This is a genomic window from Deefgea salmonis, assembly GCF_020531905.1.
GTDB classification, from domain to species: domain Bacteria; phylum Pseudomonadota; class Gammaproteobacteria; order Burkholderiales; family Chitinibacteraceae; genus Deefgea; species Deefgea salmonis.
In genome coordinates this window covers 238020-260287 of the sequence record NZ_JAJAWG010000001.1, presented here as the reverse complement: position 1 = coordinate 260287, position 22268 = coordinate 238020, and the positions used below count along the sequence as shown (strand labels likewise).

The 22268-nt window shown below is 47.5% G+C and carries 25 protein-coding genes; 4 read left to right on the top strand and 21 right to left on the bottom strand.

Annotated elements, in window-relative coordinates; all coding sequences use genetic code 11:
- Positions 1 to 38 precede the first annotated feature (38 nt).
- The 14 genes from LG219_RS01110 to rpoE all read right to left on the bottom strand — a co-directional run bounded on the left by LG219_RS01110 (position 39) and on the right by rpoE (position 11572).
- The gene (locus tag LG219_RS01110; RefSeq protein ID WP_226762709.1) at positions 39 to 1754 is read right to left on the bottom strand and encodes a cyclic-di-GMP receptor FimW-related protein; all 1716 of its coding nucleotides are present in this window, start codon (positions 1752 to 1754) and stop codon (positions 39 to 41) included.
- 46 nt (positions 1755 to 1800) lie between these two features.
- Complete coding sequence (locus tag LG219_RS01105; RefSeq protein ID WP_226762708.1) at positions 1801 to 2160, bottom strand: SpoIIAA family protein; 360 nt, start codon at positions 2158 to 2160, stop codon at positions 1801 to 1803.
- Between the two features lie 71 nt (positions 2161 to 2231).
- The gene (gene pdxJ / locus LG219_RS01100; RefSeq protein ID WP_226762707.1) at positions 2232 to 2975 is read right to left on the bottom strand and encodes a pyridoxine 5'-phosphate synthase; all 744 of its coding nucleotides are present in this window, start codon (positions 2973 to 2975) and stop codon (positions 2232 to 2234) included.
- Positions 2976 to 3048: 73 nt separating this feature from the next.
- The gene (gene recO, locus LG219_RS01095; RefSeq protein ID WP_226762706.1) at positions 3049 to 3780 is read right to left on the bottom strand and encodes a DNA repair protein RecO; all 732 of its coding nucleotides are present in this window, start codon (positions 3778 to 3780) and stop codon (positions 3049 to 3051) included.
- 3 nt (positions 3781 to 3783) lie between these two features.
- Positions 3784 to 4716 carry a GTPase Era gene (gene era, locus LG219_RS01090; RefSeq protein ID WP_226762705.1) on the bottom strand — a complete coding sequence of 311 codons (933 nt, stop codon included), beginning with the start codon at positions 4714 to 4716 and terminating at the stop codon, positions 3784 to 3786.
- Complete coding sequence (gene rnc, locus LG219_RS01085) at positions 4713 to 5423, bottom strand: ribonuclease III (protein WP_226762704.1); 711 nt, start codon at positions 5421 to 5423, stop codon at positions 4713 to 4715. Before rnc ends, era begins: the two co-directional genes overlap by 4 nt.
- Before the next feature lie 17 nt (positions 5424 to 5440).
- Positions 5441 to 5806 carry a DUF4845 domain-containing protein gene (locus LG219_RS01080; protein ID WP_226762703.1) on the bottom strand — a complete coding sequence of 122 codons (366 nt, stop codon included), beginning with the start codon at positions 5804 to 5806 and terminating at the stop codon, positions 5441 to 5443.
- Positions 5807 to 5816: 10 nt separating this feature from the next.
- Positions 5817 to 6776 carry a signal peptidase I gene (gene lepB / locus LG219_RS01075; protein WP_226762702.1) on the bottom strand — a complete coding sequence of 320 codons (960 nt, stop codon included), beginning with the start codon at positions 6774 to 6776 and terminating at the stop codon, positions 5817 to 5819.
- 30 nt (positions 6777 to 6806) lie between these two features.
- Complete coding sequence (gene lepA / locus LG219_RS01070) at positions 6807 to 8600, bottom strand: translation elongation factor 4 (protein ID WP_226762701.1); 1794 nt, start codon at positions 8598 to 8600, stop codon at positions 6807 to 6809.
- A gap of 86 nt (positions 8601 to 8686) precedes the next feature.
- Positions 8687 to 8926 (bottom strand): glutaredoxin family protein, encoded by a 240-nt coding sequence (locus tag LG219_RS01065; protein WP_226762700.1) that lies wholly within the window; start codon positions 8924 to 8926, stop codon positions 8687 to 8689.
- Positions 8927 to 8990: 64 nt separating this feature from the next.
- Positions 8991 to 9458 (bottom strand): SoxR reducing system RseC family protein, encoded by a 468-nt coding sequence (locus LG219_RS01060; RefSeq protein WP_226762699.1) that lies wholly within the window; start codon positions 9456 to 9458, stop codon positions 8991 to 8993.
- 26 nt (positions 9459 to 9484) lie between these two features.
- On the bottom strand, positions 9485 to 10447 hold the full coding sequence (locus tag LG219_RS01055; protein ID WP_226763191.1) for a MucB/RseB C-terminal domain-containing protein: 963 nt from the start codon (positions 10445 to 10447) through the stop codon (positions 9485 to 9487).
- A complete protein-coding gene (locus tag LG219_RS01050; RefSeq protein WP_226762698.1) occupies positions 10447 to 10920 on the bottom strand; it encodes a sigma-E factor negative regulatory protein in 474 nt (157 codons plus the stop codon). Before LG219_RS01050 ends, LG219_RS01055 begins: the two co-directional genes overlap by 1 nt.
- Positions 10921 to 10969: 49 nt before the next feature.
- Positions 10970 to 11572 (bottom strand): RNA polymerase sigma factor RpoE, encoded by a 603-nt coding sequence (rpoE, locus tag LG219_RS01045; protein ID WP_226763190.1) that lies wholly within the window; start codon positions 11570 to 11572, stop codon positions 10970 to 10972.
- A gap of 163 nt (positions 11573 to 11735) precedes the next feature.
- Here rpoE and nadB point away from each other — a divergent pair, with 163 nt between their 5' ends.
- Positions 11736 to 13322, top strand: coding sequence for an L-aspartate oxidase (nadB, locus tag LG219_RS01040; protein ID WP_226762697.1), 1587 nt, complete (start codon positions 11736 to 11738; stop codon positions 13320 to 13322).
- Between the two features lie 47 nt (positions 13323 to 13369).
- On the opposite strand, the gene LG219_RS01035 is transcribed toward nadB, so the two are convergent.
- Entirely contained in the window at positions 13370 to 14026 is a 657-nt protein-coding gene (locus LG219_RS01035; protein WP_226762696.1) for a sulfite exporter TauE/SafE family protein, read from the bottom strand.
- A 16-nt stretch (positions 14027 to 14042) separates the two neighbouring features.
- Positions 14043 to 15452: an oxygen-independent coproporphyrinogen III oxidase gene (gene hemN, locus LG219_RS01030; protein WP_226762695.1), complete on the bottom strand. Its 1410-nt coding sequence runs from the start codon at positions 15450 to 15452 to the stop codon at positions 14043 to 14045.
- Between the two features lie 159 nt (positions 15453 to 15611).
- Here hemN and fnr point away from each other — a divergent pair, with 159 nt between their 5' ends.
- Positions 15612 to 16358, top strand: coding sequence for a fumarate/nitrate reduction transcriptional regulator Fnr (fnr, locus tag LG219_RS01025; protein ID WP_173534312.1), 747 nt, complete (start codon positions 15612 to 15614; stop codon positions 16356 to 16358).
- A gap of 47 nt (positions 16359 to 16405) precedes the next feature.
- Positions 16406 to 17092 (top strand): hypothetical protein, encoded by a 687-nt coding sequence (locus LG219_RS01020; protein WP_226762694.1) that lies wholly within the window; start codon positions 16406 to 16408, stop codon positions 17090 to 17092.
- Positions 17093 to 17187: 95 nt separating this feature from the next.
- Here the strand turns inward: LG219_RS01020 and rlmB are convergent, their stop codons facing one another.
- The gene (rlmB, locus tag LG219_RS01015; protein ID WP_226762693.1) at positions 17188 to 17931 is read right to left on the bottom strand and encodes a 23S rRNA (guanosine(2251)-2'-O)-methyltransferase RlmB; all 744 of its coding nucleotides are present in this window, start codon (positions 17929 to 17931) and stop codon (positions 17188 to 17190) included.
- A 180-nt stretch (positions 17932 to 18111) separates the two neighbouring features.
- On the opposite strand from rlmB, the gene LG219_RS01010 reads away from it, so the two are divergent.
- Positions 18112 to 18975 carry an HDOD domain-containing protein gene (locus tag LG219_RS01010; RefSeq protein ID WP_226762692.1) on the top strand — a complete coding sequence of 288 codons (864 nt, stop codon included), beginning with the start codon at positions 18112 to 18114 and terminating at the stop codon, positions 18973 to 18975.
- Here the strand turns inward: LG219_RS01010 and LG219_RS01005 are convergent.
- The 4 genes from LG219_RS01005 to LG219_RS00990 form a co-directional block, all read right to left on the bottom strand.
- The gene (locus LG219_RS01005; protein WP_226762691.1) at positions 18972 to 19301 is read right to left on the bottom strand and encodes an antibiotic biosynthesis monooxygenase family protein; all 330 of its coding nucleotides are present in this window, start codon (positions 19299 to 19301) and stop codon (positions 18972 to 18974) included. The two genes, LG219_RS01010 and LG219_RS01005, sit on opposite strands and share 4 nt — an antisense overlap.
- A gap of 4 nt (positions 19302 to 19305) precedes the next feature.
- Positions 19306 to 19749, bottom strand: a complete 444-nt coding sequence (locus LG219_RS01000; RefSeq protein ID WP_226762690.1) for a GNAT family N-acetyltransferase — start codon at positions 19747 to 19749, stop codon at positions 19306 to 19308.
- Positions 19750 to 21186 (bottom strand): metalloprotease TldD, encoded by a 1437-nt coding sequence (gene tldD / locus LG219_RS00995; RefSeq protein WP_226762689.1) that lies wholly within the window; start codon positions 21184 to 21186, stop codon positions 19750 to 19752.
- Between the two features lie 200 nt (positions 21187 to 21386).
- Entirely contained in the window at positions 21387 to 22232 is an 846-nt protein-coding gene (locus LG219_RS00990; RefSeq protein WP_226762688.1) for a carbon-nitrogen hydrolase family protein, read from the bottom strand.
- Between the last annotated feature and the right edge of the window lie 36 nt (positions 22233 to 22268).

Here is a 22268-nt window from a genome sequence, read left to right as displayed (position 1 = left end):
GTGAAATTCACGCCATTTTTTATTCTGCTGTTAATTATTTATGCTTGTCGCAATACATTCACCGTAACCCAAGCCCAATCCACTCCTTTTTCCAAAACTGCACCGAGGCTTACCGAGAACTTTTTATCGCGTGCATTCACTTGATACACTTTATCTAAACCATAATCGGCCAAATTCATAATCAAAGTATTAACACTACTGCCATTCACTTGATGAGACACATACAGTGCAGTACGAACATTGGGTAATTCAAGTCCTGCAGTAAAATTTAAATCGGCAACGGTAATGGTTTCAACTCGGTCTTTTTGCTCTGACTTCATGCCGACCATCACCGGTGTTACACTAATAATTTGCACGCCGACCGAAACTTCATCATCGCTCAATCGGGCAATGCGCCGCAAAATACCGATTCGCCAATTGGCTTCGTTACTTTCTCGTGAAGCCAATAATAAGCTAGGCCGTATCCATTCATTTTCAGAAAAACGCAAAGTAGCGCCAAAGCCATCAGCACTTTCATTATCAATTGCCCAACTATGCCAATCTATTTCTTGTTTGGCATTACTCGTAAAGCTATACGGATTTGCAGCTAATTTTTCTTTCGTTCTTGACGAAACAAATCCATACAAACGCATATCCATGATTTCATCATAATCTACCGTTCCTTTAGACTCAGCCCCCTGACGATTAAATTTATCATTATCTAATTTTACATATCGACAAATACGATCCAAACCATAAATCACGTCGGCCGATTTGGTTACTTTTTGTCTGGCACTGCGTTTTACCTGACTATTACGCATGCACATGGTCCAAAATACATCCAGATGCTTGAGTAAATCACTCACCGTAGCGCCACGCGAATCGGAATTTAAACCCAAAGAAGCGTAACTAGAGCCCGTCATAAGCTTGCCGAGCGTTTCTTGAATATGTCCAATTAAATCATTCAATCCCCAATAGCGATAAGGCTCACCCAATAAATCGTTATTTATTTTTTGTGGGCCTTGCGCCTCTTGTAGATTAACGCAAAAATGATGTTGCGTATCTTGATATTTTCGCCCGATTTGAATGAATTTAGACCATCGTTCAAGCCAAGCGTCAATCATATCGATTTGGCGAACCGATAAGTTATTATTCGACAAGGTATTGAGCATGAGCATTTGAATATATTCATCAGCGCAGGATGAAACCTCATCCTTGCTAGTTGGATATAGAGAGAATGAATTACAATCAAAGCCGCCAATTTCAGATAAGCGATACATCTGATGGGCTTGCAGCCACAATTTAGGCGGTACTTTTTCAAAGCGGAAATAATGCCATTTCGCTTGAATCGCGAGATAACGCAAACTGCGCGCCAGAACAATCGGCATCAACAAATCAAATGACTGCTGTTGACTTTCACTGCCATCAGCCTGAACAAATCGCTGATATGAATCCACCATATCCGTCGCAAAACTCACCACCGACTTCCACAGCTGCTGCTCCATCTCTTTAGACATGCGCGGATTAGAAACGTACTGATAACACACCGCATCAAATGCTTCTTGGACTTGCTCATCGATCAACATCAAAGCTTGCAAACGCTCAAGCGACACCTTATCCGCAGCCGCAATAAAATCTGTGACCAATTCATGCACTTTATTGCAACGAGACGCAGGATCTAATTGCAAGATTTGCTTACACCATTGCTGCGCCATTTTTTGGTTAGCTAACGGTGATTTGTCACGCGAAAAAAGAGAGCTAATTCGATCAAGCATATTTATATCCAAACTGCAGTTTTGTCGTACAGATTAAATACGACATTTAAGCGGCAATATTAATATATTCAAGCCACTGCTGTGCACTCGCAATATCTGCAAATACTTTTATTTCAGACTCAGAAATAGCTTGATTCAACCACACGGACCACACCACCCACTGATCATCACTCACCACGGCCACTCGATCGAAGTTTTGTCGGTTTTTCTTTGAAAACCGAATTTCTTCAAGTGCCATATCGATGGTGTAGCCATCCATTAATCTCAAATCGAGTAAAAGTCGAGCTGCTCCATGAAAACGAATGTCATACAAGACATTATCTTCGAACTCTTTATAGTCTTGCAGCGTAAATTGTTCAAATACCACTGCATGCGTATATTTAGCTTCGTGTGAAATACTAATCATGGCTATCCCCTCGAGGATGAATAACAAAGGTAAAACAGGTCACCTAAAAATTCAGCTAGGCATTTTCAAGCTCACGATTGGCCGCAACGTGCAGCTTGCATTAACGCCTTCATTTCAACAATTGCAGTCTTTAAACCCACAAAAATTGAATGTGAAATTAAAGCATGGCCAATATTAAGCTCTTCAATTTCGGCAATAGCAGCAATAGCTTGGACATTGTGATAATGCAGACCGTGTCCAGCATTGACCACCAAGCCTAAAGAAGCGGCATAAGCAGCAGCTTCTTTAACACGCACTAACTCACGCTGCTGCTCAACTCTATTTCTAGCATCGGCATAACGGCCGGTATGAATTTCTACCACAGGGGCACCCAACTCATGCGCCAGTTTAATTTGCGCGTGATCCGGATCAATAAAAATTGAAGTGCGAATCCCTGCATCTTGTAAAGACTGAATGTATCGGCCGCAATGCACTGGATTGGCTATCAAATCCAGACCACCTTCGGTGGTCACCTCAGCTCGATGCTCAGGCACCAAGCAAACGTCTTGTGGCTGAATATCTAAAGCATGCGCCAACATTTCTTCTGTTAATGCCATTTCTAAATTCATGCGTGTTTGCAATACCGCACGAACTAGACGCACGTCTTCATCACGAATGTGGCGGCGGTCTTCACGTAAATGTAAGGTAATTAAATCAGCACCCGCCTGTTCGGCCAGCTGTGCAGCCAAAACAGGCTGTGGATAAAGCGTACCACGTGCATTGCGTACCGTTGCAACATGGTCAATATTAACGCCGAGTAAAATAGAATGAGACATGTGCAAATTAATCCTGTTATTAAGGTATAAGTCAGCAACATAGCAATAGTATGCGCTAGTAAAGCATACCCCATTATAACTTCTGCAAATCAATCAGCAATTGTCGTGTGTGCAATACGGAATCACCCAGTACTGCAGCAATCGATTGACGCATCCACATTTTTGCCCATGGTAAAACGTGCGGGTCAGAAAAATCCCCCGCAGCGAATGCCAAAACAAGCGAAGCGGGACAAGCTATGTCACTTTGGCTTGGCACTAAACCAACGCCATAATGAAACTCATAACACTCACGCAAATTGAGTGGTTGATCCGATCGAGCGATATGCTGCCAATCAATACCATATCCCAAATTATCAAGTAATTGCCGTTCAAACAAACGTAAAATGGGTTCAACAGTAAGGCGATCGCTACCGAGTTGAGCTAAAGCTTGAATCGCAGAAAAATAGGCGGTAAATAAGGCGGGATTGGCCTCTTCTTTAGGACATAAACGCTGCAATAGCTCGTTCATATAAAAACCGCACAATAGTGGCAAGCCACTCAACTGGGGCAAACCCGGCTGCCATTGCGCGGCATGCAGTGTTTTTAACTCCCCGCCACCAAACCACGACAATAACAGCGGTTGAAAACCAAGCAAAACACTGCGAATTTGCGACCCCGGTCGTTGTACGCCACGTGCATAGAGCGTTAAACGACCATGATCGCGAGTAAACACATCCAGTAAGCGGCTCGTTTCACGGTACGCATACTGGTGAAGCACAACAGCAGGCTGCAAATTAACCCGCAGCTTGCTTGACGATCGCGTCATGCTTTATTCGTAGCCAAATTGACGTACCAAGCGAGTGTCATCAGCCCAACCACTTTTTACTTTAACCCAAACTTCCAAATGCACTTTGGCATCAAACAATTTTTCCATATCAATACGGGCATCGGTGGCGATTTTCTTTAATTTAGCGCCATTTTTACCAATTAAAATTGGTTTTTGATTTTCTCTATCCACCAAAATTGCCGCATAAATTCGACGCAGTTCACGGCCATCAGCCAGCGTTTCTTCTTCGAATTTTTCGATTTCTACCGCCATCACATAAGGTAACTCTTCGCCCATCATACGGAAAATTTTCTCACGAATAATTTCCGAAGCTAAAAATCGCTCGTTTCGGTCAGTAATCTGATCTTCACCAAACATCGGCACAGATTCTGGCAACAGTGGTTCGATCGCCGATACTAAGACATCTAATTTCAAGCCTTTTTGCGCTGAAACCGGCACAATCGCGGCAAAATTAAAGCTCTGAGCGACCTCTTCAATAAACGGGAATAACGCCGACTTATTCGGCAACATATCGACTTTATTAATCACCAAAATGACTGGGCGATCTTTCGGCAATAACTCAAGCACAGCTTGATCTGCCGGTCCAAATCGCCCAGCTTCAACTACAAACAAAATCGCATCAACATCAGCGAGCGTCGTCGTCACACTGCGATTCATCGCTTGATTGAGCGCATTTCTAAACCGTTTTTGAAATCCAGGCGTATCTACAAAGACAAACTGCGCGGTTTCAGAGGTTAAAATTCCCGTGATTCGGTGGCGTGTCGTTTGTGCTTTACGTGAAGTAATACTTAATTTCTGACCAATCAAATGGTTCATTAGCGTCGACTTGCCGACGTTAGGCTGCCCCACAATGGCAACAAAACCACAACGAAAACCATCCACTGCGGTACTCTCTTCATGCTTTAAAATATTCATTTTCGTACAACCTTTTTGCCTGGAAATTGCTCACGCAATTGATGAAGTACTTCGCCAGCAGCAAGCTGCTCTGCGGCTCGCCGGCTCGTCCCCTCTGCTTTTGCGCTGACTTTTAATTCAGCAATGGTGCAACTGACTTCAAAAATCTGGTCAGGCGAATCACCCTGTTGCCGCTCAATCACATAGCTAGGCAATTCCACTTTGCGAGCTTGCAACCACTCTTGCAATGAAGTTTTTGGATCTTTCATTGCTTCTTCAGGATTGACTGCAGCAATACGCGCAGCAAACAACTGATTCAACACGGCTTCTACCGCCTGAAATCCGCCATCGAGCCAAATCGCGCCCAAGATCGCCTCAAGGGCATCGGCTAGAATACTTGGCCGACGATGCCCGCCACTTTTGAGTTCACCTTCACCAAGAGAAAGGTAATCACCCAATTGCAACTCACTGGCAATGACCGCCAGCGATTCTTGCCGAACAAAATGCGCACGTAATCGCGACAAATCGCCCTCACTCAATTGTGGGAATGCAAAATACAGGCTGCGAGCCACAATAGAGTTCAAAATACCATCACCAACAAACTCAAGCCGCTCATTGTGTTTCGATGAGAAACTACGATGCGTCAATGCTTGCTTAAGTAGTTTAGGTTCAGAAAAAACATAACCGAGCGTTTTTTGTAAACGCTCGGCGGGTAAGACGACTGACAAATTAAATATCCCTCAAATTATTGAACACTCGTGCCGGAAGACTGCTCAATTTGAAAATCAAACAAAAGACTCACATTAGCGACTAAGGGTACAACCTTTTCATAATTAGCTGCGATTGTCGTTACACCACCCACTTGGGTAATCGACAAATCTTTACCGGTCACATCAGAGATATAACCGATTGCGGCATCTTTATCAAAAGACTCACGAATCGCATCTGGACTTTGTCCGGCACTATTTTTTGCTAATTTTTGGACCGTATTTTGTATCGAGAAAAATTGGGTATACGTTGGCACCACTTTAAAGCCAACAATCAATGCCATGGCTACCGCCATCGCGACAATAATAAAACCAAAAAAAGACAGCCCTGATTGCTTTTTCATTGCCACACCCCTATTTAATAGCAGTACCAATACGATCAAAATGTTTAAAATTCATCCAAACAAAAAAAGCTTTACCTACAATGTGATCACTCGGAACAAAACCCCAGTAACGACTGTCGGCGCTGTGATCTCGATTATCGCCCATTGTAAAGTATTGCCCCTCAGGCACGGTGCACTTAAATCCTGACTCATCATAGCTACAATTTTCTCTAAATGGGAAGTCACCCACTTCACGTAAATTGAGCGCTGGCACCTCAGCCATATTTAATGTTTTATATTGCTTGCCGCCTTGTTGCTCAATAAATTGTTGGTTATTGACTAAATAAACGCCATTTTCAACGTATTGATGCTCACCATCAGCCGTCGTTTTTACGACTTGCCCATTAACCGTTAATTTCTTTCCTTGATACTCAACAACATCGCCCGGCAAACCAATAACACGCTTAATGTATTGAATTTTTGGATTATTTGGATAGTCAAAAACCATCACATCCCCGTGTTGAGGTTCACCGACAGGCACGACCACTTTATTCAAAATAGGCAGTCGCAGTCCGTAAGCAAATTTATTCACTAAAATAAAATCTCCAACAACCAAACCCGGACGCATTGAAGACGATGGAATTTGAAACGGTTCAACAATAAATGAGCGCAATACAAACACTGCCAAAATAACTGGGAAAAATCCACGCGCATATTCCACCCAATCTGCAACTTGTTGATCGCCACGGGTTTTGCCCCAAACCAATTTATCCATTGCCCAGACCACTCCGGTCAGCACAACAAAAATCAACATAGCGGCACTAATACTAAAAAATTGCACTAGCAAAATGAACAAGCCAACAACAGCCAATAAATAGCCGTATTGCACCAGCTGAGGTGGTTCATTATTTTTTCGTTCGTGCTTGGCCCCTGCCAAAATCAACACAGGGCCTAACACTAAAGAAAGAATACCAATTACGAGCCAATTCATTGACTGTTCCTTTTACACGAAGTGGATGGTTTATTTGTCGCTAACTTGTAAAATCGCTAAGAACGCTTCTTGCGGAATTTCAACGTTCCCCACTTGCTTCATGCGTTTTTTACCGGCTTTTTGTTTATCTAGCAATTTGCGTTTTCGTGACACATCGCCACCATAGCATTTTGCCAATACGTCTTTTCGTACCGCTTTAACCGTTTCACGGGCAATAATATGACTACCAATTGCGGCTTGAATTGCGATATCAAACATTTGTCGTGGAATCAGTTCGCGCATTTTGGAAACCAATTCACGACCGCGATATTGGCTCGTGCTGCGGTGAACAATCAAACTGAGTGCATCGACGCGCTCGCTATTGACCAGCACATCCAACTTCACTAAATCTCCAACGCGGAATTCTTTAAAATCATAATCCAGCGAGGCATAGCCACGACTGACCGATTTCAATTTATCAAAGAAATCCATCACCACTTCGGCCATTGGCATTTCATAGGTCAACATCACTTGCCGGCCCATATACTGCATATTGATTTGCATGCCGCGCTTTTGATTACACAAAGTCATTACCGGACCCACGTAATCTTGTGGCACTAAAATCGTTGCGGTAATAATCGGCTCACGCACTTCATCAAATTTTGATGGATCAGGCAGTTTGGATGGATTTTCGATTTGTACCACTTCGCCGCCTTTGAGTACCAACTCAAAGACCACGCTCGGCGCAGTCGTAATCAAATCCATATCAAATTCACGCTCTAAGCGTTCTTGCACAATTTCTAAATGCAAGAGACCCAAGAAACCACAACGAAAACCAAAGCCCAAAGCTTGTGAAACCTCGGGTTCATAATGCAAAGAGGCATCATTGAGCTGCAGTTTTTCTAAGCTATCGCGCAGTTTTTCATAATCATGGCTTTCTACTGGATAAAGTCCGGCAAAAACTTGTGATTTGACATCCTTAAACCCGGGCAAAGCGACCGTCGCTGGATTTTTAACGGTGGTGATGGTGTCACCCACTTTGGCACTGGCAATTTCTTTAATCCCAGCGATGATAAAACCAACTTCACCGGCGCGAAGTGCATTACGCTGCACTGATTTAGGTGTAAATACGCCAACTTGTTCACACAAGTGCTGCGCTTTAGTCGACATAAATAAAATTTTGTCTTTCGGACGAATTTCGCCATCAATCACGCGAACCAGCATGATCACGCCAACATAATTATCAAACCATGAGTCAATAATCAGCGCTTTTAATGGACCATCAGGATCGCCTTTCGGGCAGGGTATCTTGTTGACGACCTCTTCCAGAATGTCTTCGATACCAATACCTGACTTGGCCGAAGCATGAACTGCGTTCACCGCCTCAATGCCAATAATATCTTCGACTTCTTGCGCTACTCGATCTGGATCGGCGGCAGGCAAGTCAATTTTATTGAGCACCGTACGTACTTCCACACCGAGTTCAAGCGCGGTATAGCAGTTCGCTACGGTTTGTGCCTCAACGCCTTGAGAAGCGTCGACCACGAGCAGAGCACCTTCACAGGCGGCCAAAGAGCGACTCACTTCATAGCTAAAGTCAACGTGACCCGGGGTATCAATCAAATTGAGATTGTATATTTTGCCGTCACGTGCCTTGTAATTCAAAGAGGCAGTTTGCGCTTTAATGGTAATGCCACGCTCTTTTTCAATATCCATGGAATCAAGCACTTGGGCGCTCATCTCACGCATTTCCAAGCCACCACAAAATTGAATAAAACGATCGGCCAAGGTACTTTTACCGTGATCGATGTGCGCGATAATAGAGAAATTACGAATGTGATCCATGAGTCCCGCAGCCACTAAGCTGTTACACAATTTGCGAATAGAAAAAGGCACGCTGCGCGTGCCCATACTAGCGATAACCGCTTATTTTAACTGATTTTTGCCAGGCTGGCATCCAAAGCCTGTTGATCAAGGTGGTAATGGCAGATTTCAACGCCCTCCGAATCGAGCAATACTGGCACCCACTCACCGTATTTTTCCTCCAATTCATCCACATCATCGATATCGACCCATTCCAATTCAAATCGTCCCGCAGCTTGCGCCAACAATTGCGCCTGCATCTGCGTACACAGACCGCAATAAGCGCGGCCATATAATTTTAATTTCATAAACCCTTACGCGCGCCACTGCGCCAAATTCAAATAATAAACAATAAACAATGAAAAACGACGGTCACTGACGTCCCGCACACATCGTCGAGCCCGATGTGGCAGACAGAATCTCGATCACTCGCGGTTGAAATGCATGCATTTTGGCATTGCGCCAACGCAACACGCCAAAAGCCAGGATAAAACCCAGTACAGCTCCCAACAAAGAGGCGAGCTCTGACCAAGCCGCCGGCGCGATCACCACAGCCAATGCGGCGCTCAATAGCAACAGCATTAATGGCAAACCATAGCCCCAAAGCGCACTTTGCAGCAGCACACCATCATCCACCGCCACCCTCACCCAGTCACTGGCCTTTGCGCCCAATTGATTTTGCACAGGGTAACTCTCTTGCCCCTGACCAAACAAACGCGTAATTGCTACCGATTTGCAGCCATATTTTGGATCACAGTTGCCACAAGGACTGCGGGGGCGAATTTTGACCCATGCCTGCCCACCTTCACAGCGCTCAACTTGTGCTTCAGTGATGATCATGCGGAGATTTCAACCTTATTCTCAAATCAACGTAACGTATACGCTTTGGCAAAACGCTCCACCGTTGCGGCAGGCACCTCACCCAAGCAACTCAATAAATACTGATCGACTTGGCGCGCATACAAATGAATCGCACCTTGATGCGCCAAACCCAGCGGAATATTGGCATTCATCGGCTCAACAAACACCGACAAAGTCACCGCACCATCGCTATACAAATAATGAACAACTTCTCGCGACTTATGCGGCAAGCTTCGAGTGCTCTTTTTAACCAGCTTAAAGCCAGGCACAATGGGCTTGATCCGCCATTTTTTATCCTCCGCAACATCGAGCACGGCACCGTCATTCACTTGAACGCTACGCAAAGGATGAATCGGCTTTAGCAATTTACGTTCAATTTTTCCGCCCACCTGAATTTGGGTAAAACTAAACGACTGCACCATTTCTTGGCGCATCCCCATCATCAGCCATTTTAAAATCAAACCACTTTCATCGTCGACCCAAAAACGTTGTGGATAGCGATAAGCATCCAATGGATCAAGCTGATAAATCGTCGCTTCTCGGCCAACCACGCGCTCACGCCCCACTTTCGATACGCCATAAGAATGGAGCAACTCACCCACATCATCCGGCAAGTGATTTGGAAATAATTTAGAGGTATAGCGACGATCCAATTGCACCGCATAGTCCTGAGCCGGATACATGCTAACTTTGTCCCCGATTCGCAAATACTCACGCGGCTCACCATCTAATAATTCACGGTGTTCTGCTGCCACACCATTTTCGACAATATGGCTGATTTTATAATTAGCAATATTCTCACCGGATTGATAAATATAATTTCCCGCGTAAACCACTGCCTCAGCCGCCGATGCTGAGCGCGCCAACACACGCTGCGCCTCGCCCTTATCCAAAGGCATAGCTTGCGCGCTAAAGGCACACAAACACCCCAATAAAACCATTACTCGGCAATACACTTTCGCCACCATCAATGCTGCTCTCCAACTTCAAAATGGGCCTGCGCAAATTGCTCAGAGGCCAAAGGATTTGAAAAGCCATCCCGATGCGCCGCCAAATAAGGACTAATCTCAGCAGACTTTAATTCAATGGTTTTTTGTTGTGCCAATAGATCCGCAGGCAACACCGTGGGTAATGCATACTGCCAGGCCACCAAGCCGACAAAAACCACAGAAGCAACTGCAGCCAACGGCAACCAACGAGATTGAGGCACACGCAAGCGCCGAGGTGCAATCACTACCGGCTCTTGCGCCAACTTGGCGGAAAATTTTTGCATAAAATCAGGCGACACGGCCAAATGCGGCTGCCCAATCGCATCTCGTGCCAAATGCCAACGATGCCACTGCGCTTGCTGCTCCGCCGAAGCGAGCAATGCATCAACGACGGCCACCACATCTTGCGGTGCAACTTCGCAATCCATTAAGGCTGAAATTTTTTCACTCATACCACTAACCCCTGTCTCTAACCGCCGCTGTACGCCACGCCCGATATGGCTACCAGCGCTTATCTTTACCCACATCGCCCAGCAAAGGACGCAAGCGATTGGCAATTGCTTCACGCGCTCGAAAAATACGCGAACGCACAGTCCCTATCGGACAATCCATCGCCAAAGCGATTTCGTCATAACTCATCCCATCCATCTCGCGCAAAGTAATCGCCTCGCGCAATTCATCAGGCAAAGCATCGACCGCCTCATTGACTGTAGAGACAATCTGCTTATTGGATAGTTCAGTCTCTGGCGTATGAAAGTCTGGTACTAATGCAGCCGCATCAACCGTATCGCCGTCCTCATCTTCATATTCAGCCGACAAAATCGGCCGGCGACCCAAGGTCGATAGGTAATTTTTTGCGGTATTAATCGCAATGCGATACAGCCAAGTATAAAACGCACTTTCGCCGCGAAAAGACGGCAAGGCACGATAGGCTTTAATAAAAGCCTCTTGGGTCACGTCTTCAATTTCATTTTGATCACGAATCATTCTCGACAAGAGTCGCACAATGCGTCGCTGATACTTGACAACCAACAGTTCAAAAGCACGCTGGTCGCCATTTTGCGCCCGCAAGACCAATTCATGATCTAAATCGCGCTCACTGATTTTAAGCAAGGGTAAAAACTCCCACAGTTAATTGCATTTATTACAGGTCAATTTTCTAATATTGGGTTCGGTTTGAAAATTACAAGCAGGATGACTGTAAGCCACACCAGAGATCGTTTGCTCTGTTAATATTTGCCCATCCATTTTTCTAAATTAAATCACCATGCGCACATTTGATGTATTGATTCTGGGTAGCGGGCTGGGCGGGATGACCATCGCACTTCAACTCGCCGACCAACTAAAAGTGGGACTCATCACCAAACGTGCTTTGCGCGATGGCGGCAGCGGCTGGGCACAAGGTGGCATCGCTGCCGTGCTCGATGGCTCTGATAGTAGCGAGCTACACATCAACGACACCCAAGTGGCAGGTGCCGGCTTGTGCGATCTTGACGCCACTCGATTCATCATCGAAAACTCCAAAGAAGCCATCGACTGGCTCATCGAAATGGGCGTTCCCTTCACCAAAGATGACGAAGGCCAAATCAGCTACCATGGCTTTCACCTCACCAGAGAAGGCGGACATAGTCACCGCCGAATCATTCATGCCGCCGACGCGACAGGTGCAGCAGTGATTGATACCTTGGCCATCAAAGTAGCTGCACACCCCAATATTACCGTCCTTGAAGAACATATCGCCGTCGATTTAATCACGGACAAATCAGCAGAAAATCGCTGCATTGGCGCTTACGTTTACAACAAAATCGCCGACCAAGTGGAAACCATCCTCGCGCAGCACACCGTCCTTGCCACGGGCGGCGCTGGCAAAGTTTATCTGTACACCACCAACCCCGATGTCGCCACGGGTGACGGCATCGCCATGGGCTGGCGCGCTGGTTGCCGCGTAGCCAACATGGAATTCATTCAATTTCACCCAACCTGCTTGTACCACCCCCACGCCAAATCATTTTTGATCACCGAAGCCGTGCGCGGAGAAGGCGGCATCTTGCGCCTACCGGATGGCACGCGATTTATGCCCAATCATGATGAACGTGCGGAACTAGCACCTCGAGACATCGTGGCGCGCGCCATTGACTTTGAAATGAAAAAAGGCGGTTTTGACTGCGTTTATTTAGACATTTCCTATAAGCCCGCCGCATTTGTTAAAGAGCACTTCCCGAATATCTATCTACGCTGCCTTGAGCTGGGCATCGACATCACCAAAGCACCCATCCCCGTCGTCCCCGCCGCGCACTACACGTGCGGCGGTTTGGTCACCAACCTTGATGGCCAGACTGACGTAGCCGGTCTTTATGGCGTCGGCGAGGTCGCCTGCACTGGGCTACATGGCGCCAATCGATTGGCATCCAACTCACTACTCGAGTGCATGGTGCTGGGCAAATCGGCGGCGGCGCATATTTTAAAACAAACACCACGCACACTACCCCACGTGGCCGAATGGGATGAAAGTCGGGTCACCGACCCTGACGAAGAAGTGGTCATTTCGCACAATTGGGACGAACTGCGGCGCTTTATGTGGGATTACGTTGGCATCGTACGCACCACCAAACGACTTGAGCGCGCGCTTCACCGGATTGAACTACTCAAGAGCGAAATTCACGAGTTTTATCGCAATTTTCGCGTTTCAAACGACTTAATTGAGTTACGCAATCTGGTCATTACCGCCGAACTCATCGTTCGCTGCGCAATGGCCCGAAAAGAAAGTCGCGGCCTTCATTACAGTCGCGACTACCCGAACATGAGCCTGCAAGCCAAACCGACCATACTTACCCCCAAGCCCATCAAAAAATAAAAAAAAAGCGCCGCACTCACTGCGGCGCTCTTTTTTAAACCCAAAACTCAAATCAAACTCAATAGTCGATACACCCCAAAGCCCATAATCACCATACCAAAGCTGGGGCGAACACCGGGATAATTTAATATTCGCAAAAAGCGCGCAGCAAACAAGCCCATCAACAACAAATTGGGCAGTGTCCCCAAGCCAAATGCCAACATCACCGCCCCGCCCTTGAGTGCCGATGCCGTTGATAGTGCGGCCAAGCTGGCGGTATAAACTAAACCACAAGGAATCCAGCCCCATAAAAAGCCAATTAAGGGGGTGTGCCAGACTGAACGAATGGGTAAAAAACGCCGTAAAATCGGTTGAATCACCCGCCAAAGCGGCCGGCCTATTTTCTCAACCCGAGTGAGCCACAATGACCAACCTGCAATATATAAACCCAAAACAATGAGCAATATATTGGCCAATATAAACAATATCGATTTTAATAATTGCAGCTGACCAAGGGCAGTAAAGCTCGCAACGCCACCCAATATGGCACCTACAGCGACATACCCTGCTAAACGGCCAAAATTAAAGCCCAAGTCGTACATCCACCTTGGGCCTTTGGGTAAATTGGCACTAAACGCGGCGACAATGCCACCGCACATCCCCGCACAATGACCGCCACCGAGTAAACCTGCTAAAAACAAAGCCAGCCAATCTAATTCAAGCATACCGCGTCACACACGATTAAATCAGCTGAGAATACCTTGCTTTAGTCGCTTTTGTCCGTAAATACGCATCAAACACCATCGCAATCGAACGAATCAACATCCGCCCTTTCGGCGTCACCACGATAGAGTCTGCCTCCAACACCAACAAGCCATCAGCGATTAAAGGCTTCAGTAATTCAAGCTCTTCGGCAAAGTAGTCGACAAAATCAATCATATAACTGGCTTCAAACGTCTGAAAGAACAGCTCAAACTGACACATCAAAGCCTGAATCACCGCGCGGCGCAGTGCATCATCCCGATTCATGGTTAGGCCACGCTCAATCGGAAATTCATTTACTGACAACTTGGCGTAATATGCTTCTAATGTTTTTACATTCTGGTAATAGCTTGCACCGACTTTACCAATCGAAGACACGCCAAACGCCAGCAAATCACAATCGGCATGCGTTGAATAACCTTGGAAATTACGCTGCAAGCGGCCACGACGCTGCGCAACAGCCAGATCGTCATTCGGCAGCGCAAAGTGATCCATACCAATTAGAACATACCCAGCCTGCGTTAATTGCTCGATGGAATTTTGCAAAATATCGAGTTTTACTTCTGCCGACGGCAACTCATCGGCATTGATGCGGCGCTGCGGCATAAATCGTTCAGGCAAATGCGCGTAATTATAAAGCGCAATACGATCAGGCTTGAGCAGCAATACCCGATCAATTGTTTCGGCCAGCGATGCCGCCGTTTGTTTAGGCAAACCATAAATCAAATCCACACTCACCGAGCGAAAGCCATACTGTCTCGCCGCTTCAATCACCGTGCGCGTTTCGGCCTCAGACTGAACGCGATTGACCGCAACCTGCACCTCGGGATTGAAATCTTGGATGCCGACACTCATTCGATTAAAGCCCAGATTGGCCAAGTGTTGAATCGTCGCTTCACCAACTTTGCGCGGGTCAATCTCGATTGAATACTCACCGTTTTCTAGCAAAGTAAAATGGGTACTAACCACATCCATTAAGCGCTGCAACTGCGCATGAGACAAAAACGTCGGCGTGCCGCCACCTAAATGCAACTGACTTACCTTGGGCCGATTCGGCAATAAATCACCATACATCTTTACCTCTTGCGTGAGATAATCGAGATATTCATCCGCTTTAGACTGGTCTTTGGTGATTATTTTATTGCAACCGCAGTAGTAACATATCGTATTACAGAACGGCAAATGGAAGTACAATGACAAAGGCATGGACAAAGCACCGGGCATGCGCTGACTTAAGCAAGTCGAATGCACCTCTTGACTCAGTCCAGCCACAAATCGGTCCGCCGTCGGATAAGAAGTATATCGAGGACCTTTGCCATCGTAGCGCACAATTAACTCACGATCGAAATCAATAGCTGGCGCAATAATGTTTATTTTTTTCGAGATCATGACTTTCCCAGTAACATTGCTTTAGTCGCAGGATAAGATGGACTTGTAGAATAAAGATTGATCTAGATCAGATAAAATATAACATCCCTCTTTATAGATAGCTGCTTTTGCTTTACAACAGCGGCTGAAATTATCATTCAAGCGTACATCGAGCCTTATATGATTCAAAACATTCAAATCCGCGAACTGACTCCTCGCCACCTTCGCCAATCATGCTCTAACTGCAGCTTGCGTGAACTTTGCCTCCCAATCGGACTGAACCCCGAAGAAATGCAAGAGCTCGATGCCATTATCACGCAAGCTCGACCCATCAAACGCGGCGAAGCCCTTTATCGTGCTGGCGAACCGTTTAAATCACTGTTTGCCATCCGCGTGGGCTTTTTTAAAGCCAGCGTCATCTCTGAAGACGGCCGCGAACAAGTCACGGGTTTTCATATGTCGGGCGAATTAATGGGGATGGATGCCATTAGTTCTGATTTTCATACTTGCGACGCGATTGCTCTCGAAGACAGTGAAGTGTGTGAACTCCCCTTTGGCGAAATTGAAGAATTAGCTGGTGATGTACCACTCTTACAGCGCCACTTATATAAAGTAATGAGCCGAGAAATCGTTCGCGACCATGGCGTGATGTTGTTACTGGGCAATATGAAAGCAGAAGAGCGCCTGGCCGCATTTTTGCTCAATCTATCGCAACGCTTTGCCATTCGTGGTTACTCATCGACCAGCTTTCATCTACGGATGACACGCGAAGAAATCGGCAGCTATCTAGGACTCAAACTGGAAACGGTCAGCCGGACCTTATCTAAATTCCAAGATCAAGGGTTTATCAAAGTTCAAAATCGCTTAATTGAAATTATCGACGGCGATAGCTTGAAAAAACTGCTGAGCAATTGCCAAGGCGAATAAGTGAATACGGGCTGTCCAACCAATTACGGCAGCCCAATGGAGCCGCAATGAATTACACCATCGTCGCGCCTCAACCACTGCAAGCCCTGATTGCTCATCGGCTGAGTCATTCAGGCATTCGCTACCAACTGAACCACGGCAGCGACCACCACCCTACATCGCTGGCTATTATCACCACGAGTACCGCCGATCCGTCAGCAGCAACGACCGGCATAGAATGTCTGGCACTACCGACACCACAAGCACCAGAACATGGTTTTATTTTAGCGGCCGCAGGCTCAATCAGCGCCCTGCAGCGCAGCGCCCCTTTGCTCGATACACTCGCACCAACCGCACAGGGTTGGCTCCATATCGGCGACGTCGGTGCAGCCTACTTTGCCGCTCAAGTCTGGCAAATACTGCTTGGCTCAAGCACCGAGTCACATGATTTTCTACCCTTTTGGCAAAACACCCAGCGCCACTTCACGCAGCAACAACTCACCCATGCCGAATTGATCGCCAATCTGGCCAAACAAACGCAAGCACAAGCGCAGCAATGCCAACAGATGCGACAGCTCGCAACTGCATTTTTGCAACGCCATCCAGAGCAAACGTTTACGCCCTACCATCCACAGCAACGCCAATACTTTGGGCCGTGGAGCGAAACCCGTCTCTCACCGGCACATCAACTGGCCAAACTCATCATGCTGCTGCCTTTTCAACCTGAAGACACCATCGCGCCAATCAAAAAATAAAATGGGTATTGCAATGTAGTGCTTATTAAATCAAGCCTGCATTGCAATACCCATAAAATCATTCGCGGTAACCGCCAACAATCCAATCGCGACGATTATTTTTCCATTACGCGCTGACGACGGCTTTCAGACAATACAATCCCTGCGGCCACCGAGACATTCAAACTTTCGACCGAACCATACATTGGAATCGAGACCAAGCTATCGCACAACTCACGCGTCAAGCGGCGCATGCCTTCGCCCTCATTGCCCAACACCCAAGCAATCGGGCCAGTTTGGCCGTAATGGAACAAATCGCATTGGCCATCGGCTGCTGTACCGACAATCCAAATCCCACGCTCTTTTAAATCACGAATCGTTCGCGCCAAATTCGTCACCATCACATACGGCACGACTTCAGCTGCGCCACACGCCACCTTAGACACCGTCGCCGTGACACCAACGCACTTGTCTTTGGGGGCAATCACCGCATGTATGCCCATGGCATCGGCCACACGAAGACAAGCACCCAAATTATGCGGATCGGTAATGCCATCTAAAATCAATAAAAATGGCGGCTCATCCAAATCATCCAACACATCTTCAATCGACAAATAGCTTTTTTCAGTATCAATCAGTGCCGCAACACCTTGGTGACGCACATGACCGGCAATCCCATCCAAACGCGCGCCATCAACCTGAACCAACTTCACTTCTTGCAATTTCACGGTCTTCAGCAAATCTTTCATCCGTGGATCGCTGCGCTCACTATTAACGTAAACTTCAAGCACCGAATCCGGAAAACGCCGCAAGCGCGAAGTGACGGCATGAAACCCATGAATTATTTTATTTTGCGACATACGCACTCCTTAAAAAGCGACAATCCGCGATTTTACGGTGTTTACATAAAAAAGACTGTAAATAAGCCATTATTCGCGTGAGAAAGCGCTTATTTTTTTAGCAACAAAGACTTTATTCAGTTAAATACCTACTATTCTTAAGCAACCACCACAACCACATAGTTTCAGCATGCCATGACCATGACAGCCACTGAAAACAAATCGAGCACCGAGCTCAGAGACCAATACCTCGCAATGCTAGAGGACATCGCCAAAGAACTCGATGGCAATACAATTTTTCCAGTTTGCTTTGACGCTTCAATCCAAATTGGCGCGGCGATGAAAGACCCCAACGCCTCGATCCAAAAAATTGCGCACGAAGTAGAAAAAGACCCCCTCATCACCACCAAGCTACTCAAGCTGGCCAACTCTGTGAGCTACAATCCATCGGGACGGACCATTGTAAACATTGAAAACGCAGTCACTCGGCTTGGTTTGGGGGTTGCACGCTCCGCAGCACTGGCCTGCGCAATGGATCAACTTTCACGCTCGGCGCAACTAGCCCCTTTTGAAGCGCAATCAAAACTGTGGTGGCAACACAGCCTAAAAACCGCCGTCATTGCACGAGTACTGTGCAAACAACTCGCGCCGCGCCTCAATCCAGATCTCGCTTTTTTAGCCGGTTTAGTCCACGACCTAGGCGCTTTTTTTATGCTCGATCGCGCAGGCAGAAACCCAGAACTACTCGAAAGGCCCAAAACTGTCGAATATTTAGTCGCACAATGGCACGACAGCATCGGCACCGTACTGCTTGACACCTTATCGCTACCCGAAGACATCATCGACGCAGTCAGAGACAACGACTTACCACGCCCTCCGACCACCCAATTAAGACGACTGACCGATGTAATCTATGTCGCCAATTTATTTGCCGGCGGGCTCGATGAAATCAACAAACAAGACCTACCCGAGCCCTTTATACCGACCGAGCTCAATGACCCGCAATACACCGATTTAAGCCATGAAATGAACGAAGCTTACCAAGAGATGTTGGGGGTATTTTAAACCGAACCAACGGCACAAGGATGATTGATTGTCGAATCACCATAACTTCTCAACACCTGCGAAATAATAACTTGGTAACCTGACAACCATTCGGAATACCTCGCCTTTGCCGCCAAATGCAAAGGGTGCTGCATCAACGCTTTCAGGCCTGCGTCTGAAGCCCAGTAATACACATTGCAAATCCGCCCACCTTCCGCACTTTGCCAAACCTCCTCGCCCAAATAGCCTTCTGTTTCTTTGGCCGCCTGAGCAATCTGCTGGTCGAGCTGATGAAATTCAGCGTCAAATTGTTTGGTATCAAAAATAAAAGTGGCTGAGTAGATCAAAACTTCATCCTTTTTGCATCGGTACAAAACGAATCCCAGACGGGCTAACTTGGTCGGCGCCGCAGGGCATAAAGCCGTAGCGCATATACGCCATCACACTATTGACGCTGGCACTCACTGTTTGCAGTGGTGCCTCTTGCTCGGCCGCTTTCAGTAAAGCGCGGCCAACACCGCGACTTTGCATTTCTGGCAGCACAAACAGCATGGCAATATGCTGCAATGATCGAACTTGCAATACGCCGATAATCACCTCTTGAATCAAAGCGACATACGTCACCGAGTGCCGCGCATCACGACTGGCAATTTCATCAGCAGTCGACAAGCGGGCAAACGTCGCCACCCCAGCAGGCGGCTGATAGTGCACGGCCAAATGCGCAAAAGTCGTTTGCACCACCGCAGCGGCCAGCGAGTACTCGCTGGCCAAGATTTTTCTAACCACTAACGCCATTTAGCCCGTACCACCCACCGTTAAGCCGCCATCAATTCGCATCGTGGGTTGTCCCACGCCGACGGGGACGCTTTGCCCATCTTTACCACACGTCCCCACACCGGGATCGAGCGACAAATCGTTACCCAACATCGATACTTTAGTCAGTACATCTGGGCCATTACCAATCAGCGTGGCGCCCTTCACCGGATACAGCATTTTGCCGTCTTCCACCCACCACGCTTCAGCCGCAGAAAACACAAATTTGCCGCTGGTGATATCCACCTGACCACCACCGAAGTTCACCGCATACAAACCACGTTTAATCGACGCAATAATTTCTTGCGGATCTTTATCGCCGTTTTCCATCAAGGTATTAGTCATGCGGGGCATGGTGATGTGCGCGTAGCTTTCACGACGGCCATTACCGGTCACCGGCTGACCCATCAAACGCGCATTGAGACTGTCTTGTAGATAGCCCTGTAAAATACCGTCTTCAATTAACACCGTGCGCTGGGTTGGATTGCCTTCATCATCGACATTGAGCGAACCACGGCGATCACCAATCGTGCCGTCATCCACCACCGTTACGCCTGGCGCTGCAACGCGCTGACCGATTTTGCCCGCAAAGGCCGAGCTGCCTTTGCGATTAAAGTCGCCCTCTAAACCATGGCCAATCGCTTCGTGCAGCAAAATACCCGGCCAGCCATTGCCTAACACCACCGTCATTTCACCCGCCGGAGCCGGTCTAGCATCCAAATTGAGCACCGCTTGATCCACCGCTTTTTTGGCGTAATCGAGCAACACCATATCGGTAAAATAGCCGTAATCAAAACGACCACCACCACCAGCGCTACCTTGTTCACGCTTGCCATTGGCTTCGACAATGACATTGATCGACAAGCGCACCATTGGGCGCACATCCGCCGCACGATGGCCATCGTGACGCGCGACATACACCAACTCGTATTCACTGGCCAAGCTCGCCATCACCTGCACCACGCGCGGATCAAGACTGCGCGCCAATTGCTCGAGTTTTTCCAACATCGCCACTTTGGCCGCTTCGTTCAAACTAGCAATAGGATCTGTTGGGGTATAGAGCTGACGCGCTTTATGTTTTGTGACATGGCGAGCAATACCCTCACCTCCTTGCCGCCCAATAGCCCGAGTGGCGTACGCCGCTTGCGTCAGTGCCGGCAAACTGATGTCGTCAGAATACGCAAACGCCGTTTTTTCGCCTTGAATCGCCCGCACGCCCACACCTTGGTCAATGCTAAAGCTGCCTGACTTCACAATCCCTTCATCCAAACTCCACGCTTCAGAGCGGCTGTACTGAAAGTACAAATCGGCGTAATCAATATTGTGCGTCATGATGTCGCTAAAAACTTGGCTGAGCGCCGCCTCATCCAAATTAAATGGGGTTAGTAATTGCTGTTCAGCTAAGGCAAAAACGGTCATTGGATTTCACTTTTAATTAGGGTGTTTAAGTTGTATGGAGCAGCAAGTCGGCAAGGCCTTGCAATCAAAATTAACCCTGCACATTTTTACAACATTGAGTTGCCGCGATTGTCCATCAAAGACCAAAAAAAGTACGAACAATTTCATTGTTTCCGATCGGCAATTCAAACCAAAGAAAAAACATGCCCATCGAGTGCCGGTTAATCGCTTGCCGGCAATGACAATACTCGATGCGACAAAGCCGGCAAGCTACTGCGAACCCGCTGCATTTGGCTGGCCTTTAATTCGCCCAGCACCAGCCCTTCACCACTGGGTAGGCAGTTGAGCACCTGCCCCCAAGGATCAATAATCATGCTATGCCCATAGGTCACTCGACCATTTGGATGTTCGCCACCTTGATCGGCCGCAATCACAAAGCATTGATTTTCAATCGCCCGCGCGCGCAGCAACACCTCCCAATGCGCGCGGCCGGTGGTTGCCGTAAACGCCGCTGGCAATAGCCAAATATCGACGTCGGACACTTGGCGAAACAACTCTGGAAAGCGTAAATCATAACAAACTGCCAAACCGACGCGACCAAATGGCGTGTCAAACGCCACCACTGCATCGCCAGCGCTAATGGTATTGCTTTCACAAAACTGCTCAATGCCACTATCAAAACCAAACAAATGAATTTTGTCGTAGCGTGCAATACACTGCCCGAGCGGATCAAACACCAGACAGCTATTTTTAACCTTTGCCGCCTGCTCTGAGCGCAATGCCATCGTGCCGGCCACGAGATAAATACCGTGTTCACGCGCGGTACTGGCCAGAAAATCTTGAATCGGCCCCGCGCCAAAGGTTTCTTGTATTGCCAATTTGTCTTGATCGGTTTGCCCCATCATCGCAAAATATTCGGGCAACAGCACCAGCTGTGCGCCGGCCTCTGAGGCCTTGGCGATCAGCAGTTTGGCACGCTGTAAATTGTCCGTCACCACGGGGCCGGAAATCATTTGAATTGCACCAACCTGAACCGACTTCATCGACACCTCCGTATTGTTTTTCATAGGTATTGCCATAAAAGACAGGCTGAACGTTGTCTA

Coding starts and splice junctions, on each gene's coding strand:
- LG219_RS01110 (WP_226762709.1), bottom strand. CDS start 1,754: ATGCTTGATCGAATTAGCTCTCTTTTTTCGCGTGACAAATCACCGTTA.
- LG219_RS01105 (WP_226762708.1), bottom strand. CDS start 2,160: ATGATTAGTATTTCACACGAAGCTAAATATACGCATGCAGTGGTATTT.
- pdxJ (WP_226762707.1), bottom strand. CDS start 2,975: ATGTCTCATTCTATTTTACTCGGCGTTAATATTGACCATGTTGCAACG.
- recO (WP_226762706.1), bottom strand. CDS start 3,780: ATGACGCGATCGTCAAGCAAGCTGCGGGTTAATTTGCAGCCTGCTGTT.
- era (WP_226762705.1), bottom strand. CDS start 4,716: ATGAATATTTTAAAGCATGAAGAGAGTACCGCAGTGGATGGTTTTCGT.
- LG219_RS01080 (WP_226762703.1), bottom strand. CDS start 5,806: ATGAAAAAGCAATCAGGGCTGTCTTTTTTTGGTTTTATTATTGTCGCG.
- lepB (WP_226762702.1), bottom strand. CDS start 6,776: ATGAATTGGCTCGTAATTGGTATTCTTTCTTTAGTGTTAGGCCCTGTG.
- lepA (WP_226762701.1), bottom strand. CDS start 8,600: ATGGATCACATTCGTAATTTCTCTATTATCGCGCACATCGATCACGGT.
- LG219_RS01065 (WP_226762700.1), bottom strand. CDS start 8,926: ATGAAATTAAAATTATATGGCCGCGCTTATTGCGGTCTGTGTACGCAG.
- LG219_RS01060 (WP_226762699.1), bottom strand. CDS start 9,458: ATGATCATCACTGAAGCACAAGTTGAGCGCTGTGAAGGTGGGCAGGCA.
- LG219_RS01055 (WP_226763191.1), bottom strand. CDS start 10,447: ATGGTGGCGAAAGTGTATTGCCGAGTAATGGTTTTATTGGGGTGTTTG.
- LG219_RS01050 (WP_226762698.1), bottom strand. CDS start 10,920: ATGAGTGAAAAAATTTCAGCCTTAATGGATTGCGAAGTTGCACCGCAA.
- nadB (WP_226762697.1), top strand. CDS start 11,736: ATGCGCACATTTGATGTATTGATTCTGGGTAGCGGGCTGGGCGGGATG.
- LG219_RS01035 (WP_226762696.1), bottom strand. CDS start 14,026: ATGCTTGAATTAGATTGGCTGGCTTTGTTTTTAGCAGGTTTACTCGGT.
- hemN (WP_226762695.1), bottom strand. CDS start 15,452: ATGATCTCGAAAAAAATAAACATTATTGCGCCAGCTATTGATTTCGAT.
- fnr (WP_173534312.1), top strand. CDS start 15,612: ATGATTCAAAACATTCAAATCCGCGAACTGACTCCTCGCCACCTTCGC.
- LG219_RS01020 (WP_226762694.1), top strand. CDS start 16,406: ATGAATTACACCATCGTCGCGCCTCAACCACTGCAAGCCCTGATTGCT.
- rlmB (WP_226762693.1), bottom strand. CDS start 17,931: ATGTCGCAAAATAAAATAATTCATGGGTTTCATGCCGTCACTTCGCGC.
- LG219_RS01010 (WP_226762692.1), top strand. CDS start 18,112: ATGACAGCCACTGAAAACAAATCGAGCACCGAGCTCAGAGACCAATAC.
- LG219_RS01000 (WP_226762690.1), bottom strand. CDS start 19,749: ATGGCGTTAGTGGTTAGAAAAATCTTGGCCAGCGAGTACTCGCTGGCC.
- tldD (WP_226762689.1), bottom strand. CDS start 21,186: ATGACCGTTTTTGCCTTAGCTGAACAGCAATTACTAACCCCATTTAAT.
- LG219_RS00990 (WP_226762688.1), bottom strand. CDS start 22,232: ATGAAAAACAATACGGAGGTGTCGATGAAGTCGGTTCAGGTTGGTGCA.